Source organism: Alienimonas sp. DA493, assembly GCF_043951915.1.
Lineage (GTDB): Bacteria > Planctomycetota > Planctomycetia > Planctomycetales > Planctomycetaceae > Alienimonas.
Map to the genome: position 1 here is coordinate 1 of NZ_JBINJD010000027.1, position 16,479 is coordinate 16,479.

Sequence of the window (16,479 nt, forward strand, 5' to 3'; positions counted from 1 at the left end):
CTCCACCCGTAGACCTCTCGACGTCAGACGGCGAACGTCAGCGCGTCCGCCAGCAGCCCGACCGCCGCGGGGCCCGCGGCGTTCAGGGCCGCCTCGCGGGAGGCGTGGCGGGTTTCGAAATCCGTCTCCACCGGCACGCCGCCGCTACGGAGTTTTTCGACCAGCAACTCCGCCCCGGGGAACCAGACCTCGCCGGGATCGCAGGCGACGTGCAGCCGTTTGGGGCGGGCGAGGGGGTTCACGTCCGTCAGCACCCCGGCGACCCGGGCCTGCTCCGCGTTCTCGAAGAGCCCGTCCAGCGTGCTGCCGCGGCCGTACACGGCGTCCAGCGCCACCGCCGGGGCGTATGTCCAGACCGCCGGCGTGCCCCTCGTTTTGAACCCCGCCCGCAGCGCCGCCTGCCCGCCGGCCCCGGCGCCGGCCCAGGCCAGCGGCCCGCCGCACCGCTCCGCCGCCCACGGGGCCAGCGCTTCCCGCAGCCAGCGCCACGCGGTCCAGCCGTCGTCCCCCTGAAACGCCGGGTCCGGCCGGTCGAGCCACCAAGTCGGCCCCGGCTGGGGGCAGACGACCTGCACGCCCCGGCGGCTCAGCGCCTCGGCCCAGCCGGGCAGCGTTTCGGGGATGAGGCCGTCGAAGTCCGCCAGCCAGACGACGCCCCCCGCCGGGGCCTGCGGCGGTTCGAACAGGCGGATCGCCGCGCCGGCGACGGTCTCCGCGGTCCAGCGGGCGGCGGGCGGCGGGGCGGGGGCCATGCGGGGCGGGGGTGGAGGAGGGCGGGGGCTCACTTTAGAGTGGACCCGCGGCCGTCGCGCCCGCCGTCGCCGTCCCCCGTTCCCCCGCTGTCGGGGACTTCGCCGTCCCCTCCGCCCCCACCGTGACGCCGCCGGTTTTGTGAAGACGTTGATTACGCAGGCCGAAATCGCCGAGGCCGTCGACCGCCTCGGCGCCCGCATCGCCGAGGACTACGCCGACAAATCGCTGACCTTGCTCGGCGTGCTGCACGGCAGCCTGCCGTTCGTGGCGGACCTGATGCGGCGGATCGACGTGCCGCACCGGGTCGGCCTGGTGCAGGCCAGCAGCTACCGCGGCACGGCGACCACGCCCGGGGAGATGCGGATCGACACGAACCTGCTGCCGGACATCACCGGCCGGGACGTGGTGCTGGTGGACGACATCTTCGACACCGGCCGCACCCTGACGGCGCTGATCGACCGCCTGGCCGCGGAGAACGTCAACAGCGTCCGCACCTGCGTGCTGCTGTGGAAGGACCGCGACCCGGCCGAGGGCGTGACGCTGACCCCGGACTACCACGCCTTCCGCATCCCGGACACCTTCGTGGTAGGCTACGGCCTCGACCACGACGACGAATACCGGCATTTGCCGTTCATCGGCGAACTGCCGGTGGAGTGAGGCGGCTCCGGCCGATCCCAGAACAGTTTCGTGCATCGGCGCGCCACTGGCGTCTCGCCAGTGCGGGCGACGCGGTTCGCGGTTCGGTCGTCGCTCAGTTCCGCAATGCCACACTGCACTGGCAGAATGGCAGTGTCACCCGCCCGCTGAAAAACAATGACACCAGCCACGAAAGCTGATTGGGAGGCGCACGATCTCCCGTCACGTAAGCAGACCGTCCGCCTGGATCGGATGTTTTCGCCGCAGGAGATTGAGCGGATACGACTAGGTCTGGTGCCCGGGCAGATGGAAGATAAATGGTTTATCTACTGGCAAGATGACGCTCTGTATTTTCATCGCAGCTGGACGGGCATCTGCGTTTACGTCGTTCGGTTCGAGATTGACGGCGATTCATACCGGATGTGCGAGGCTGACCTGAATCGGGAGCCGAGCCAGTACAGCCAAACGAACGACGATCACGACGCGGCGATGATCTCGTACCTGATCGACGTGCTTCTGCTCGAACGGGAGGCGGAGTTTCCCAGCGAAGCCGCTGACGAGGGGAAAGCCGCTCTTGAGCAGTGGAGCTCGGTCGGCCGTGCGATGCTCGACGAGCCCCGCGAGCAGTCTCTCGAGGAGTTTCGTTGGGCCTACGAAAACGGGCACGTCGAGTTTGGCCCCACCGTGGTGGCCACGGGCGAGCTTTACGAACAAGTTGCCTCCTCAAATACCGCGACGCAGATGGACAGCGAGACGTCTCTTCCGATCTCCTCCGGTCAAAGTGTCATCCTGAGCGAAGAGGATACGCAGCACGCTTCACTGTCCCTATCGGCTCTGCTACGCGGAGCTGGTTTGGAACCGTCCGAAGTCTTACTCCTTCGCCACAAAGACAATCGGGCGGCGAAAGGTCGTTCGCCGTACGAACTCTGGAGGGACGACCGCCGGCAGTTCCAAAGCTATCAGTCGGTGCAAAGAGTGAAATACCAGAAGATGTTCGGTAGACCCTACTGGGCCGCATTCGTTGTCAACGCCTTTGAGGAGGAGGTTTTTGCCGGCATCTGGAAGAGCGCACGGCAGTATACCATTAAAGAGGCGCGACCTGGCATATCCAACCCCCAGATTATCGACGCCCCCGAGACGTGTGACCAATATGACACGATTCTGACTCAACGTTTAAGCGAGTTGATTGGGAAGCTGATCATCGACTGGGGGCGAGGCAAGATCGCATGGGCACAATACGCGGACAAAAACGAGAAGAGGGTCCTGGAGATTCGCCAAAATGAGGACGATCCCTTTCCCGGCTTCACCAATTTCCGGGAGCCGCTGTGGCGAATCCCGCGTCTGCCGCAGACTTGGATTTCGGCTTTGGCAAATTGCAAAGGCGTTTACCTCCTGTCCAGCCCGAAGACGAACCAACAGTACGTCGGTTCTGCCAGCGGCGAATCCGGGTTTTTCGGCCGTTGGTCCGACTACGCAGCCAGTGGGCACGGCGGGAATGTACAGCTTAAGGATAAAGAGACTAGGGATTGGCAAGTAACGATCTTGCAGGTGGCTGGATCTGCGGATACCGAGTCGGACATCCTCGCATATGAGGGCCTTTGGCAGACTAAGCTTCAGAGTCACCGGTTGGGGCTGAATAGTAGTCTGGCCTCGACACCAGCTGCTTAGGTGGGTGGCCGGGGGCGGCCCGCTGGGGCGGGCGCTCGCGGGGGGGGCGTGGGGCAAGGCCGCCCCCGGGACGGGCGGGGGCGGTAGGATGGGGCGGTCCGATGTCCTTCGGGGAGTCTGGCCGTGAACCGCCCGTCGCGCCTGTCCCGCCTGTTTCGCTCCTACACCGCCCTGCGGGTCTGGGCGGTCGTCGGGATGCTCTGGACGGCCTTGGCGGCGGCCGTGGCCGTGTTCGTCGCCTCCGCGGCCCTTTGGCAGTACCTCAACCGGGTGGAGTACGTTTACGTCCCGCCGGGGCGGCCGTCCTTCCCCGAGGCGTCGCCGAGCCTGCGGGAGTGGGTCGAGGCCGCCCCGCCGCCCGGCGTCGACGTGCGACAGACGGGCAGCGGGGCCGGCGGCGGCGGCGGCGGCAGCCGGGACGTCACGCCCCCGGGGGCCTGGCACACGGTGATGCTCCAAATGGAGGAGAACCACGCCCACGGCAACTTCACCCTCCGCGGTCCCGCCGACCGCGCGGCGTTGCGGGCGTACTACGACGGGCCTTTCCGAGACGCCGTGCAGGCCGCCCTCCGGGCGTGGGAGCCGAACGTCGCCGTGACCCCGCTGGACGACCCGGCCCGGCCCGACCGCGCCGCCCTTCCGGACGACGCCGACGCCGACGTGTGGGGCGCGGCCTACGCCGCCACGCGGGCGGGCGTCGTGTCCGAGGGGACCGTCGTCTGGTCGCTCGCCCCGTCCCGCCGAACGGTCCGACCCGGCGATCCGGACGAACAGCAGTTCGACCTGACCGTCGAGGCGACCGAGGAGCGCTGGGCCGACCGATAGCCGGAGGTCCGCGGCCGGGCGGCCGGTTCGTATCCGGAACCTTTAGGGCGGCAACGGGTTCGGACAGAATAGGTCCCGGACCCGCCTAGGGTGAGGGTCCGACCGTTCGCCGTCCGCACCGGACGCGGGCGGCGGTCGGGCCTCTCGCGGGGCGACGGGGAACGGCCGACGTTGGTGACGGACGCCGCTCCCCCCGCCCCCGCGCCGGTTTGGCGCGGGGGGCGAACGGCGACGGGCCGTTCGCCCCCCGCACGCGCAGCCGAGCGGCGCGATCCGCCCCCCGCCCGTCGGCACGGACGCCGACCCCGCCGCGCGACCGTCCGGGAGAGCCAACGAGCGTTCCGCTCGTCCGGCCCCGGGCGCCGCGGGCGGGCGCGACCCCGCGGCCCCGGCGAGCGCCGGACGCCCGTATTCCCCCCTCACTTCCCCCACCCCGGCGTACACCGGCCGGGCCGACGATCCGTCGGGCGGGGCGGCGACCGAACCGCGTGCGACGAGAACTCACGGCGACAACCCGAACCGGCGGCCCGTCCGCGAACCGTTCCCCGTTGGGGAGCCCCCGCGGTCGGGTTCGCCGCTGCGCGGTCCGCCGCACGGAGCGGGGGGCGTCGCTTCCCCAGGCCCTCCGGCCCGCCGCGAAGCGGCGGGACGCGAATCGCTCCAGGGGCGTTACACTGCCCCGATCGCCTCACCCCCGGCCCGCCCCCGATGATCCGCGATTCCGCACCCCTGCCGACCGACGCCCGCACCGCGGAGGTGGACGGCGTTACGCTGCACCTCTCCCGGCCGGACGCTTCCGAGGGGAAGTGGATCGGGCAGGACGAGGTCCTCAAGCAGATCCACGCCTGTTGGCTGGTCGTCGGCGAGGGCGATCGGCCGCTGACGCCCCGGCTCGTCGGCACGCCGGGCATCGGCAAGACCACGCTGGCCGTCGCCGCGGCCCGGCAGCGGAACCAGCCGCTCTACATCTACCAGTGCACCGCGGACACCCGCCCCGAGGACCTGCTCATCACCCCCGTGCTGGCCGAGGGCGGGGGCATTAAATACCACGCCAGCCCCTTGGTCACCGCGATGCTGACCGGCGGCGTCTGCCTGCTGGACGAGGGGAACCGCATGAGCGAGAAGAGTTGGGCCAGCCTCGCCCCGCTGCTGGACCACCGCCGCTACGCCGAAAGCGTAATCGCCGGCGTGACCCTGCACGCCCACGACGACTTCCGCTGTGCGGTCACGATGAACGCCGACGAAAGCACCTTCGAGATCCCGGATTATATTCTCTCCCGGCTCCAGCCGACGCTGACCATCGGCCACCCGGAGCGGGAGGACGAACTGGCGATCCTCAAATATCACCTGCCGTTCGCCGACGACGAGGCGCTGGACCTGACGGTCGAGTTCCTGCAGAAATCCCACGAGTTGAAGCTGGACTTCAGCACCCGCGACGGTCTGAACGTGCTGCGATACGCGATGAAACGACTCGCCGCCGACCCGGAGCACCCGGTCGCCAAGGACGTGGCCTGGCGGGAGGCGCTGATCGCCTGCCTCGGCGAGGAGGCCGCCGACCTGGACGACCTGGCCGGCAAGAAACGTCGCAGCCTGGGCGGCGGGGCGGTGCCGATGGGTTTAGGAGACTTCTTCTTCGACCCGGACGACCCGCTGCACCCCGACGCGGACGACGAGGATGACGACGACGACTGACCCGGCCGGCCCCTCCGCCGACCCGTCGCTCTGGCGGGAGGCCGCGGCGGCGGGGGCGTTCGTGCTGGCCGCGGCGATCGCCGGCGGGGCGTTGGCGGGCGGGTTCACCGCGATTGCGGCGGGTTCGCCTCACGGTCAGGCGGCGGTCGCGGAGCAGTGGGAGGTAGAGACGTCCGGCTCTCGGGGGCCCCTGACAAGATATGCCCGCGTAGCCAATCCGCGGACCGGGTTCGCGCTGGGCGTTTGGCGGGGCGTTCGATTCGGCGCGGCGGCGGCGGGGCTGGCGGTTCTGTGCACAGCATTTCCCGGTCCGCCGCAGGTGCGGCTGTGGGGTGCCCTCCCGCTGATCGCCGTCGTCGCCGCAGGAACGGTCGTGACGACCGCGGCGGCAGCGGGCGTGGGTTTTGTCCTCGGGAGCACCATCCCGCGTACGAGTTTCAGCTACGTCGACGGTGCCTTCCGCCAACTAGACCGGGACGAAGCGGCGTCCGCCCTGTTCGCCGCGGCCGCCGTGGGGCGGGAGGCGCTGTTTTGGGGCGGCGTCGGCTGGTCGGCGTTCGCCGCCCTCTGGCTGCGGACCGCCGCCCGCCGCGGCGCCGACTGATGCGGCGCCGACGTTCAGATCGCCGGCCGGCCATCCGCCGAGTCGTAGGTGCGGACCTCCTGATGGGGGCCGCCGACCGGCGGCCGGGCGATCGAGGACAGGTGCACCACCCAGTACGCCGCGGCGACCAGCGGGCCGCCCAACAGCGTGGCCGCGATCCACACCCACGGCGGGACCAACTCCGTCCGCCGGCCGCTCGTCGCGGTCCACACGCCGACCGTGAACATCACGTGCACCACGGCCGTCAGCACGAACGTGGCGAGCACGTAGCAGATCATCACCGGGGCGAAGTCGCCGCCGAGGTTCACGTTCATCAATCCAAAATTCGGGCGGGGGAGCGAACGAAAAACGCCCCGGGCGCCGTGGGGCGGCCGGGGCGTCGGAGAGAGCGGCGAACCGCGGCGGCGGGGGGCTCAGACCTCGTAGTCGTAGCCGTCCCGCTTGGTGCGGGCGGTCATCGACTGGGCCTGATCGTCGCCGACGATCTTCTGGGCCTTGGGGTCCCACTCCAACTCGCGGCCCAAGCGGATCGCGATGTTGGCGAGGTGGCAGGTCGTCAGCGCCCGGTGGTGGCTGAACACGTCGGAGATCGGCTCCGCGTCGCCGTTGCGGGCGGCGAAGAAGTTCTCCATGTGGCTGCCGGCCACCGGCTGGTTTTTGTAGGCCCGCTCCAGGGCGCCCTCGGGCAGCGGGTTGTCCTTCAATTCCTCGACCGGCGTGCCGGTGAGGTCGCCGCGGGAGACGAAGATGCGGCCCTTCGTGCCCTCGATCAGCAGACCGTTCCGGGCGTCGCTGGAGATCACGACCTCCACGTCGTTCGGGAAGAAGGCGGTGACCTCGAACTTGCTGGCGGCGTTGTACTTGTCGTCCTCCACCGGCATGCCGTTCTCGTCCATCCCGGCCGGGTGCACGACCTTGTCCATGTTGGGGACGATCTTGGTCGGGCCCTGGCCCTCGCCGTTCTGGTCGAGGACCCACTGGGCGATGTCCACGTGGTGGGCGCCCCAGTCGGTCATCTTGCCGCCGCTGTATTCGTACCACCACCGGAACTCATAGTGGCAGTTGGTCTGGCGGCCGTCCTTGCGGAAGGGGACCTCGGGCGTCTGGCCGAGCCACTTCTCCCAGTTCAATTCCTGCGGCGGGTCCACCGCGGGGATCTCGCCGGAGGTGGGGGCGCCGCCGATGCCGCAGGTGATCTTCTTCACGTCGCCCAGGCGGCCCTCGCGGACCAGCGCCACGGCGGTGAGGAACTTGCGGCCCATCTCGGTCCGCTGCTGCGTGCCGACCTGCACGGTACGGCCGGTCTCCTCGACCGCTTTGCAGATGTCGATGCCCTCCTGAATGGTGAGGGTCAGCGGCTTCTCGCAGTAGACGTCCTTGCCGGCCCGCACCGCCTCGATCAGCGGTTTGGTGTGCCAGTGGTCCGGGGTGACGATGACGACGACGTCGACCTCGGGATCGTCGATCACCTTGCGGTAGTCGTCGGTCAGCTCTGGGTCGTCGCCGTACTTGTCCTTGATCTTCTTCGCCGCCGCCTCCAGGTGGCCGCGGTCCACGTCGCAGAGAATCTTGGTCGTGCCGCGGCTGGCGGCCTGCATGCCGGGACCGTTCCACCGGCTGCCGGTGCCGATATGGCCGATGACGGGCTTCTTTTCGCCGTCTTCCTGCCGGACGCGGGCTTGGGCGAAAGGGGCGGTGCCGGCGATCGCGGCCCCAGTGAGGGTGACCGCACCGGCGGTTTTCAGGAAGTCGCGGCGGTCGGCGGGGGGAGTGGCGGGGGCGCTCACCAGGCTCTCCGGGAGGGGGCGGGGTTAACGGGGGAACATAAAAAAACGCCGCCCGGGGTCGGGCGGCGTGGCGGGCGGTTACTTCAGGTTCTTGAAGGCGGAGAGCTTGTATTTCAGCTCGCCGAGGTCCGTCTTCTCGTCGGCTTTGACGTCCACCGTCAGCGCCCGGTCCAGGAAGCCGGCGGACTCCTGCCAGACGATGAAGGTGTGCTTGCCGACGGGCAGGCCCTCGATGGTGAACTCGCCGTTCTCGTCGGTGAGGGCGGCGTAGGGGGTGTCCACGACCAGCCAGTTGGCCTTCATCCAGGGGTGGAAGTCGCACAGGGCCGGGATCGGCACCCGCTGGGCCCGGTTGAACTGGACCTCCACGCCCTTGCCGCTGCCCGGGGGGGCGTTGGCCGGCACGGTCACGTTGATGCCCGGGTTGCCGAAGGAGGTAAACCGCACGTTGTGGGCCACCGGATCGGAGTTGAACATTTCCAGCGGCTGGCCGGTGCGGACGATCACCGCGTGCGGCTTGAACACGCAGCCCTTCTGGTCGAACACGATCGGGTCCTGCGGGGCGTCCTCCAACTCCGGCTTCGTGCCGCGGATCGGGCGGGCCGGGTAGAGGAACACGTTGGCGATGCCGTTCCCCTCGCCCACGACCAGGCTGAAGTTAGGCACCGCGTCGACGGAGCAGGTTGCGGCGTCTTTAACGGCGGCGCCCTTCTCGACGCGGGGCTCCAGCTCCGGCGCTTCGCCGTCCAGCACGACTTTGCCGGTCACGTCGCCGTAGTCGGCGGCGGAGGTCGGAGCGGGCGCCAGCAGGGCCGCGGCGGCGACGGCCGCGGCACAGGAGGCGAAGCGGATTCCAAGGCAGCGAGGCATCAAAACAATCCGGGCAGGGAAGGGAGATGGGGCGGGAGCGACGGCCGCGCACCCCTGTCGGGACCCCCGCACGGGCTGTCGGGACCCCCGCACGGGGAACGGCTCGCCGCCGGACCGTTCACTCTATCCACCCCCACCCCCCGCCGGAAAGCGGGCACGGATCAACGAGACGGAATGCTCGCCGCTCCGCCGGTCCCGGCCGCGGCGACCGCCTCTGAATCGCAAAAGTCTATGAAAACAGGGGGAACGCCGTCGGGGGCTTCGGCCGCCGTCCGGGCGGTCCGGGGCGGTCGTGCGAAAAATCGATCGACGTTTACGCAATCTCGACAGCCAAGTCGGTCCCATCGGCCGCCGTCAACGCGAGCACGCCCAAGCCGTAGAAGGTGTATTCGGCGTCGGCGTTCACATCCCAGGCGGCGCCGCGGAAGCCGCCGGTCGGCAGTTCCAACTCGGTTTCCACCCACCGCTTCATCGCCCCGGCCGGAAGCGGGGCCGGCAGGCCGAGGTCCCGGCACATCAGCAGCGCCGTGAAGGTGCTCAGCCCGTCGGGGAAGGGGATGCGGGTGTTGGCCCGCACCCCGCCGGCGGGGTCGGTCACCTCGGTGAGGAACCCCCGCAGGTCCGCTTTTAATTCGTCGTCCGCGTGCCCGAGCAATTTCAGCAGCACGGCCGCCGCCGCGGTCGGGTTCGTGCCGCTGCGTTTGACCGGGGCCAGTTCCACGAATCCGCCGTCGTCCCGCTGCATATCGAACAGGAACTGCGCCAGCCGCCCCGGGGCCGGCACGTCGCGGCCGATTAATTCCAACGTCAACGCCACGAGAAAGGACGTATACGTGCTGCCCGCGGCCCCGGCGGGCGTTTTGGCGTAGCCGCCGTCGGCGCTGCGGTTTTGTTCCAACCCGGCCGCCAGCCGCTCGGGCCAGTCGGGCGGGGCCTCGGCCAACGGGTCCCCGCCGCCGGCGGCCTGCACCACCACGGCGCTATAGAGCCAGCTGACGAGATCGATCGCTCCCAATCGCAGCGGGTCATGCGCCTTGAGGAACCGGGCCACCTCCGCGGCGGTCGGTTCGTCGAACGCCCCCAGCACCGCCAGCGCCCGCACGGCGAAGCCGGTGTAATAGAGATCGCCCGGCAGACCCTCGTTCTCCAAGTCGCGGCCGCGGAAGCCGCCGTCCGGCGTGCGTTGGGAGAGCAGAAAGTCCCGGTGCCGGGCCCGCCGCTCCGGGCTCAGCGACGCCACCCCCCCGGCGAGGCGGTCGGCGAGGGAGAGGAGGTAGGACAGGGGACGAGGGAGGGGGAAGGAGGGAGGGGGAAGGACGGGAGTCTACTCCTCCCTCCTCCCCCATCACCCCTTCCCGGACCTACCCGTCCGTGCCCGTGGCCCGGAGGGGGAGGATGTTGCGGCCGTCGTCGTCCTCGTCGTCGTCGGCGTCCTCGGCGACTTCGTCCGGGTCGAAGATCTGGCCGACCGAGGCGTAGTGGTAGGCGACCGGGTCCGGCTGGAAGCCGACGTCCCGCTTGCGGTCGGACTTGTGGTCCGCGGGATCGTACTGGTCGATCTCGTCCGCGTCGAAGTTGATCGCCCCGGGGTGCAGGCTGGGGGACCGCATCGGGCGGTAGTCGGGGCGGCTTTTCGCGACGGTCTTCTCGCGGCGGGGGGCGGCGTCGGGAAGACCGCCGTCGTCCGTCTGGGCTTCGTACAGGCTGCGGTAGGCGGCGTTGCTCTCCAGCAGCTCGGCGTGGGGGCCGACGCCCGCCAACTGGCCGTGCTCCATCACCGCAACGCGGGTGACCAGTTCCAGCAGGCTGCGGCGGACGGTGTGGGTGACGAGGAACACCGTGCGGCCCTCGGCGAACTCCTTGAGCGCCTCGTGCATCAGCTGCTCAGAGAGCGCGTCGACGGCGCTGGTGGCCTCGTCGAGGATCAGGATTTCCGGGTCCCGCAGCACGGCCCGGGCGAAGGCGACCCGCTGGCGCTGGCCGCCGGAGAGGTTCGAGCCGCCGCTGCCGACGATCTCGTCCAGCCCGTTGGGCAGGTCGTCGGCGAAGTCGACGACGCGGGCGGTGACGGCCGCGGCGCGGACTTCCTCGTCGGTGGCGTCCGGCTTGCCGAGGCGGATGTTCTCCGCGATCGACTCGTCGAACAGCAGGGTTTCCTGGGTGACCACGCCGATCTTCTCCCGCCAGGCGGCCGGGTCGAAGTCCCGCAGGTCGGTCCCGTTGATCTTCACCGCCCCGTGGGTCGGGTCGAAGTAGCGGGGGAGCAGTTTGAGCAGCGTGCTCTTGCCGGAGCCGTTCGAGCCGACCACCGCGACGACCTCGCCGGCGTTCACGGTCAGGTTGACGCCGTCCAGCACGGCGCCGCGGGCGGCGCCAGCGTAATGGAAGCCGATCTTCTCGAACTTGACCGTGTGGACGCGGTCCGGGACGGGGGTCGCGACGTCCGGGGCGGCGACGGCGGGTTCGCGGTCGAGGATTTCGAACAGGCGGTCGGCGGCGGCGGTGCTCCGCTTCAGCTTGGAGAAGACTGCGCTGAGCTTCCGCAGCGGGTCGAGGGTGCCGGCGAGGAAGCTGTAGAACACGGCCAGTTCGGCGAGGTCCAGCTGCCCGTTGGCCAGCCGCATCCCCCAGATGCTGTCGGTCTGGCGGAGCATCAGGTAGGCCGCCGGCAGCAGGGCGCCGAAGGCCGCAAGCATGCCGAGCGTTTCGGTGGTCGGGCTGGTCAGGGCGTCCACCCGGACGATCTTCATCGCCTTTTGCAGATAGGTGCGGTTCTCCTTCTGGAACCGCTCCGCCTGCCGGTCGCCGGCGTTGAAGGCGGTCACGACGGCGGCGCCGTCGAAGGTCTCCTCCATCGTTTTATAGAGCCGGGACATGCTCTCCATCGACCGGCGGCTGGCCTTTTTGAGGCTGCGGCCGATCTTGCCGAACACGTACGCCGCCAGCGGGGCCAGCACGAAGGCCAACAGCGTGAGCTGCCAGCTGACCAGCATCGCCCCGAAGATGCACGCCGCCGCCTTGAGCGGCTCCCGCACGACCTTCCCGCCCAGCAGCCGCAGGCCCCCGGCGAGCTGCTCCAGGTCGTTGGTAAACCGGCTCATCAGGTCGCCGGTGCCGCTGGCGTGCAGCGTTTGGATGTCCAGTTTGAGGGCGTGGGCGAACAGCGCCTCCCGCAGGTCCGCGACGGTCCGCTCGATCACCGCCCCGACCAGCACGTCCTGCGTCATCACGCACAGGCCCTTGAAGATCGTGGCGAGGAAGATCACGCCCAGAATGCTCGCCAGCAGGTCGAACTTGTCCTCCGGCAGGATCGGGAGGACGTACTGCTGCACCCAGTTCAGCGCCTCCAGCTTGCGGGCCGCCATGGAAAGCCGGTCCTGGGCCTTGGCGGCCTCGGCGGCGGCCTCCACGGTGTCGGACCGGCTGGCCCTGGGGTCGGCGGCGAGGCGGGCGGCTTCGGCCTCGGCGTTCTCCAGCTTGATCGTCCAGTGATCCTGATCGCCCCTGGCGACGGCGATCTCGTGCTCGACGTAGCCGGTCACGCTGTCGTCGCCGGCCAGCACGTTGATGACCGGCAGGATCAACCCCAGATTCGCCCCCCAGAACAGCGCCACCAGGACGGCGAAGCCGACGCTCCAGAACAGCGTGACCTTGTGCGGCTTGATGAACGGCACGACCCGCAGCAGGCCGCGGGCCCGGTCCGCCACCGGGGCGCCGGCTTTGACTTTCTCTCCCAGTTCCGCCGCGGACCCGCCGCGCGACGGGCGCTCCGCGATCGGGATCGTGGACACGGGGGGAGCGGCGGGAGGAGCGTCGGGCACGGCGGGGTCGTCATTGGTCCGGCGGTGAGGACCGGACGGTTTAGTGCCTGGGCGTGGCCGGGTCGAGGCGGGTTCGGTCCGGGGCGCACGGCCGCCGGGGGGAGCGTCGGGATCCCGCGGCGGCATCTTACCTTCGCCCCCGGCCCCTCGCACCCCTCGATAGGCCGCCGGCCGCATTGTTCGCCGCTCCGTCCGTGCTTCCGCCCCCCCGTCCCCGCCCCCTCCGAAATGCCCCACGAAATCGTCGCCGGCGACCTGCTCGATCAGCCGACCGAGGCGATCGTCAACGCCTGGAACCGCAATCTCATCCCTTGGTGGCTGCTGGTCCCCCACGGGGTGAGCGGGGCGATCCGCAAGCGGGCCGGGACCGCGCCGTTCCGTGAGTTGGCGAAGCGCGGCGTGCTCCCGCTGGGCGGGGCCGTCGTCACCGGGGCGGGGCGGCTGCCGCACCGGGCGATCGTCCACGTCGCCGGCCTCGGCCTGCTGTGGACGACCTCCGAGTTCGCCGTGCGGGAGGGCGTGCGGAACGCCCTGCGGCGGGCGACGGAGCGCGGCTTCGCCTCGATCGCCTTCCCCCGCCTCGGCGCCGGCGTGGGCGGGGCGAATCCGGAGCGGGTCGAGTCCTGGATGACGGAGGAGTTCGCCGCCGCGGACTACTCCGGCCGCATCCTGCTGGTGCGCTACGAACCGCTGAAATCCGCAAACCAGCCGCGGACCAGCCGGCGCCGTTCAGGTAATTCCTGACCCCGACGACCGTGCAAAGGAGGTGATTGATTCTTAAAAGCGGCGCGGCATCATATCGTCTTCTCTTGGTCGCCGGCATGACGGGCTCTCCGCCGGCGGCTTTCCCCTCTCGGCCCCGTAAGTTCCCCTGCATGTCCCGCCCTATGGGCCGTTCGGCCTCCGGCCGCGTCGGCTTCACGCTCATCGAGCTGTTGGTGGTGATCGCGATCATCGCGATCCTGGTTTCCCTGCTGCTGCCGGCCGTGCAGCAGGCGCGCGAAGCGGCCCGTCGGAGTCAGTGCCAGAACAACCTGAAACAGCTGGGGCTGGCGGCTCACAATTATCACAGCACGTTTAACGTCTTCCCGATGGGCGCCGGCGGACCCGGCGGACCGGCGCCGGCCGGACAGGAAAACATCAGCATGGAAGGCTGGCTCAGCTTCCTCCCCCCGCTGATGCCCTATATGGACGAGTCGGCCCTGTGGAACCAGATGAGCCGGCCCCTCGCCCAGTCGTATAACACCACGACCAACCAGTTGGAGCCGAAAAACCCGCCGTTTCCGGCATTCGGTCGGTACGACACCGCAACGTATCCGCCGGCCCGCCATCAGGTGACCAGCCTGCTGTGCCCCAGCGACGGCGCCCCCAGCGGGACGTACGGCGACACGAACTACGCCGGGAATTACGGCGACAACGTCACCGGCGTGAACGACACCAGTTCTTCGAAGAGCCGGGGGATGTTTATGCGGCGCCAGAACTTCGGGGTGCGGGACGCCCGCGACGGCACCGTCAACACCCTGCTGTTCGCGGAAATCGGCCGGCAGGAGGACCGCAGCTACCAGGGCGCCGTGATGCTGAACGTCTCGGCGATGAACTTCGTCGAGGCGACCGGCGTCTCGGCTCCCAGCGCCTGCGTCACGCAGGCCACCGACCCCAACAACCCCGGGTACTATCCCGCCTCCGCCACCCTGTTCAACCAGCGGGGGGATCAGTGGATGTACGCGGTCGGCCGTTACACCGGCTTCACGACCATCCTGCCGCCCAACGGTCCGAGTTGCAGCAGCGGGGCCTTCTCCCGTGAGAACGTGCTCGTGACCGCCGGCAGCTACCACACCGGCGGCGTGCAGGTCTGCCTGGTGGATGGCAGCGTGCGGTTCATCTCCGAGACGATCGACTCCGTCACCCCCAACCGCGCCAGCGAAGCGAACGTGGTCAGCGGCCGGAGCCCCTACGGCGTCTGGGGCGCCCTGGGCACCCGGTCCGGCGGCGAAGTCGCCGCCGACTTCTGAGCCTCGTTCCCATCGACGGCGTCTCGCACGCCCCGCCGGCCCAAAGCCGGCGGGGCGTTTTCGCGTCGTCCGGGACGAACCCCCCTCGGCGGCGGGCGTTCGGGCCGACGGACGGCTGAACCGCGAACCCTCGGGCGACGTTCCCGCCGGCGGGCCGGTAGACTGCGGCCGGCCCGCCCGCGTCGTTCTCGTTCGCACCCACGCCCGCCCCGCCGCCCGCCATGACCAAAGGCCGGATACTCGCCGTCTGTCTGATCTGGCTGGGGATCGTCGGGCTGGGGGCGGTCGCGTGGAAGGTCCTCGTCGCCCCCGCCCGGGAGCGGGCCGCCGCCGAGGCCCTCGCCGAACGGCAGCGCCTTCAAGAGGAAGCCGAGGCTCGCCAGCGGGCCGAACGCATCCGGGCCACCCGCGACCCCAGCCGCTACGACGCCTCCGTCACGCTCGCGCTGGACAGCTTCAGCGGGTACGCGGCGCTCCGCAGCGACCGGTTCCGACAGGAACTGGCCGACCGCGGCGTCCGGCTGACGTTGAAGGACGACGGGGCCGACTACGCCGCCCGCCTCGCCGCGCTGGCCGACGGCACGGCGCCGGTGGCGGCTTTCACGGTGGACGCGCTGCTCAAACACAGCCATTTGCGGGGCGACAGCCCGGCGGTGATCGTCGCGGTCCTCGACGAGAGCCGCGGCGGGGACGCGATCCTCGCCTATCGAGACGCCGTCCCCAGCCTCGACGCGCTCAACGACCCGGCGGCCCGGTTCGTCCTCGTGCCGGACAGCCCCAGCGAAACCCTCGCCCGGGTGGCGATGGCCCGGTTCGATCTCTCCGACCTGCCGCCGGACCCCTTCGAGCCCGTCGCCGACGCCGCGGAGGTGTTTCGGGCGTATCAAAACAGCCCGGCGTCGGCGAAGCGGGCCTATGTGGCGTGGGAGCCGCAGGTCTCGAAGATGCTGGAGAACCCCGCGATGCACCGGCTGTTCGACAGCGGCGTGCGGGGCTATATCCTCGACGTGCTGGTCGTCAGCCGGGACTATTTAAGAAAGAACCCGGAGACGGTGCGGAAGGTGTTGGAGGCGTACTTCACGGCGAACCACGTGTTCCGCAAGGATTATTCGGCGCTGGTCGCCGCGGACGCCGTCGCCGCCGGGGAGCCGCTGACCCCGGAACAGGCGGACGCCGTCGCGGACGGCGTGTGGTGGCACAACGCCGCGGAGAACTACGCCCGGTTCGGCCTGTCCGAGGACCGCGACGCCCGGCGGGTGCAGTATTTAGAGGACGCGGTGACGAATATCGCCGGCGTGCTGCGACGCACCGGGGCGACGGACGGCGACTCCTCGGGCGGGGACGCGGCGGCGTTCTTTTATTCCGGCGCGCTCAAGGCGCTGCGGGACGAGGGCTTCTCCCCCGGCCCGGGCGAGGAGACGGTCCGCAACGACGTCGCCGAACTGCCCCCGCTGCCGGAGGAGGGGTGGGCGGGGCTGCTTCCGATCGGGGAGCTGGACCTGCCGGACCTCTCCTTCGCCCCTGGCCGCTCCGCGTTGTCGAACCGCAGCGAACGGGTGTTGGACAATCTGGCCGAGACGCTGGCGGACTTTCCCACCGCCTACGTGACGGTCCGCGGCAACGCCGCCCGCCGCGGCGACCCGGAGGCGAACCGTCTGCTCGCCGAGGCCCGGGCGCAGGCGGCGGTCGAGTATTTGGTGCGGGCCGGCGTCTCTCCGAACCGTCTGCGGGCCGAGGGCGGCGAGCCGAGCGGCTCGCGGACCGTCTCCGTGCTCGTCGGCCGCCCGGCGTATTAAACGGCCCGCGGGGGC

Annotated in this window: 14 protein-coding genes; 8 read left to right on the top strand and 6 right to left on the bottom strand. The window is 70.0% G+C overall.

Going from position 1 to position 16,479, the window contains the following annotated elements:
- Positions 1-23: 23 nt before the first annotated feature.
- Entirely contained in the window at positions 24-752 is a 729-nt protein-coding gene (locus ACG2DA_RS06300; RefSeq protein ID WP_395254634.1) for a hypothetical protein, read from the bottom strand.
- Positions 753-891: 139 nt separating this feature from the next.
- On the opposite strand from ACG2DA_RS06300, the gene hpt reads away from it, so the two are divergent.
- From hpt to ACG2DA_RS06325, 5 genes are all read left to right on the top strand, one after another.
- Positions 892-1,410, top strand: coding sequence for a hypoxanthine phosphoribosyltransferase (gene hpt / locus ACG2DA_RS06305; RefSeq protein ID WP_395254635.1), 519 nt, complete (start codon positions 892-894; stop codon positions 1,408-1,410).
- Between the two features lie 231 nt (positions 1,411-1,641).
- Positions 1,642-3,057, top strand: coding sequence for a hypothetical protein (locus tag ACG2DA_RS06310; RefSeq protein ID WP_395254636.1), 1,416 nt, complete (start codon positions 1,642-1,644; stop codon positions 3,055-3,057).
- 123 nt (positions 3,058-3,180) lie between these two features.
- The gene (locus tag ACG2DA_RS06315) at positions 3,181-3,882 is read left to right on the top strand and encodes a hypothetical protein (RefSeq protein ID WP_395254637.1); all 702 of its coding nucleotides are present in this window, start codon (positions 3,181-3,183) and stop codon (positions 3,880-3,882) included.
- A gap of 708 nt (positions 3,883-4,590) precedes the next feature.
- Positions 4,591-5,574 carry an AAA family ATPase gene (locus ACG2DA_RS06320; protein WP_395254638.1) on the top strand — a complete coding sequence of 328 codons (984 nt, stop codon included), beginning with the start codon at positions 4,591-4,593 and terminating at the stop codon, positions 5,572-5,574.
- On the top strand, positions 5,558-6,178 hold the full coding sequence (locus ACG2DA_RS06325; RefSeq protein WP_395254639.1) for a hypothetical protein: 621 nt from the start codon (positions 5,558-5,560) through the stop codon (positions 6,176-6,178). Before ACG2DA_RS06320 ends, ACG2DA_RS06325 begins: the two co-directional genes overlap by 17 nt.
- A 14-nt stretch (positions 6,179-6,192) precedes the next feature.
- Here the strand turns inward: ACG2DA_RS06325 and ACG2DA_RS06330 are convergent, their stop codons facing one another.
- The 5 genes from ACG2DA_RS06330 to ACG2DA_RS06350 form a co-directional block, all read right to left on the bottom strand.
- Positions 6,193-6,492, bottom strand: coding sequence for a hypothetical protein (locus ACG2DA_RS06330; RefSeq protein ID WP_395254641.1), 300 nt, complete (start codon positions 6,490-6,492; stop codon positions 6,193-6,195).
- A gap of 99 nt (positions 6,493-6,591) precedes the next feature.
- Positions 6,592-7,965, bottom strand: coding sequence for a Gfo/Idh/MocA family oxidoreductase (locus ACG2DA_RS06335; RefSeq protein WP_395254642.1), 1,374 nt, complete (start codon positions 7,963-7,965; stop codon positions 6,592-6,594).
- Between the two features lie 78 nt (positions 7,966-8,043).
- Positions 8,044-8,835 (bottom strand): hypothetical protein, encoded by a 792-nt coding sequence (locus tag ACG2DA_RS06340; protein WP_395254643.1) that lies wholly within the window; start codon positions 8,833-8,835, stop codon positions 8,044-8,046.
- A 313-nt stretch (positions 8,836-9,148) separates the two neighbouring features.
- Positions 9,149-10,075, bottom strand: a complete 927-nt coding sequence (locus ACG2DA_RS06345; RefSeq protein WP_395254645.1) for a prenyltransferase/squalene oxidase repeat-containing protein — start codon at positions 10,073-10,075, stop codon at positions 9,149-9,151.
- A 121-nt stretch (positions 10,076-10,196) separates the two neighbouring features.
- The gene (locus ACG2DA_RS06350; protein WP_395254646.1) at positions 10,197-12,626 is read right to left on the bottom strand and encodes an ABC transporter ATP-binding protein; all 2,430 of its coding nucleotides are present in this window, start codon (positions 12,624-12,626) and stop codon (positions 10,197-10,199) included.
- 258 nt (positions 12,627-12,884) lie between these two features.
- Here ACG2DA_RS06350 and ACG2DA_RS06355 point away from each other — a divergent pair, with 258 nt between their 5' ends.
- From ACG2DA_RS06355 to ACG2DA_RS06365, 3 genes are all read left to right on the top strand, one after another.
- Positions 12,885-13,400: a macro domain-containing protein gene (locus ACG2DA_RS06355; RefSeq protein ID WP_395254647.1), complete on the top strand. Its 516-nt coding sequence runs from the start codon at positions 12,885-12,887 to the stop codon at positions 13,398-13,400.
- Between the two features lie 131 nt (positions 13,401-13,531).
- Entirely contained in the window at positions 13,532-14,668 is a 1,137-nt protein-coding gene (locus ACG2DA_RS06360; protein WP_395254648.1) for a DUF1559 domain-containing protein, read from the top strand.
- Positions 14,669-14,889: 221 nt separating this feature from the next.
- A complete protein-coding gene (locus tag ACG2DA_RS06365) occupies positions 14,890-16,464 on the top strand; it encodes an OmpA family protein (protein ID WP_395254649.1) in 1,575 nt (524 codons plus the stop codon).
- The last annotated feature ends 15 nt before the right edge of the window (positions 16,465-16,479 follow it).